Consider the following 1277-nt stretch of genomic DNA (forward strand, 5'->3'; position numbering starts at 1 on the left):
GCACGACGGAAGCCCCGAACCCCTCCGACAGCTCCGACACCAACTCCGCCGCACCCTCGGCCGCCGGACCACTCCGGCTGACCAGCAGCAGACCCCGAACGCCGTGCTCCGCCACCAGATGCCGGGCCACGATCCGGCCCAGCCCACCGGTACCACCCGTCACCAGCACCCGCCCCCGCGACGGCCACACCGGCCCGCCGGACTCACCAGCCGACACCCGGCCCAGCCGCGGCGCATACACCTGACCGGCACGCACCCGCACCTGCGGCTCATCCACCGTGGCGGCCACCAGTTCCTGGGAGGTCACCGGCGTCCGGGTTCCCTCGTCGTCCGCGTCGGCGTCTGCGTCCGGGTCCAGGTCCGGGTCCAGGTCCAGGTCCACCAGGACGAACCGTCCCGGATGCTCCGACTGCGCGGAACGCACCAGACCCCACACGGCCGCACCCGCCAGATCCTCACCCGACGTCGCACCCCGCGTCACGAACACCAACCGCGACCCGGCCCACCGCTCATCCGCCACCCACGACTGCACCAGACCCAGCACCGCAGCCGTCAACTCATGTGCTCCGTCGGCCGGTTGGTCGACGTACGACGGCACGCGCACCAGCACCGCATCCGGCGCCTCCTCATCACCCACCAACGCCGCGAGCGCACCGGCTTCCAGCCCGACCTCGACCGACGTCATGGCTCCGGCGTCCGCCGCCACATGGACGGGTGCCCAGTCCATGGCGAACAGTGAGTCCCGCTCGGCAGCACGGAGTTGGTCCGCCTCGACCGGACGCACCACCAGCGAATCGACAGACGCCACCGGCCCACCGGTCACATCCGCCAGAGCCAGCGACAGGCCCCCGTCCGCGCCCGGCCGGATCCGCACCCGCAGACCCGAAGCACCCGCAGCATGCAACCGCACACCACTCCAAGCGAACGGCACACCGCCCGTGCCTTCACCGTCGTCAACGGCGGTGAGGAGGGAAGCGTGCAGGGCGGCGTCGAACAGCGCGGGGTGCAGCCCGAACCGCTCACCCTCCACACCCTCCGGCAAAGCAACCTCAGCAAAGACGTCCTCGCCACGTCGCCAGGCCGACCGCAGCCCCTGGAAGACCGGCCCGTACCCGAACCCGGCCTCCGCCAGCCGCTCATAGCAATCCGACACATCGACCGGTTCGGCACCACGCGGCGGCCACACCCCCACATCAAACCCCTCAGGCACACCCTCACCCGGAGCAAGGAACCCCGCAGCATGCCGCACCCACGACTCCCCCTCACGCCGCGCATGC

Annotated in this window: 1 protein-coding gene; it reads right to left on the minus strand. The window is 71.7% G+C overall.

Annotated features, from left to right (window positions below; all coding sequences use genetic code 11):
- Positions 1-1249: SpnB-like Rossmann fold domain-containing protein (locus tag SCA03_RS34755; RefSeq protein WP_230989118.1), on the minus strand; the 1249-nt coding region annotated here is incomplete at its 3' end.
- Between the last annotated feature and the right edge of the window lie 28 nt (positions 1250-1277).

This window comes from Streptomyces cacaoi (genome assembly GCF_006539165.1).
GTDB lineage: Bacteria > Actinomycetota > Actinomycetes > Streptomycetales > Streptomycetaceae > Streptomyces > Streptomyces cacaoi.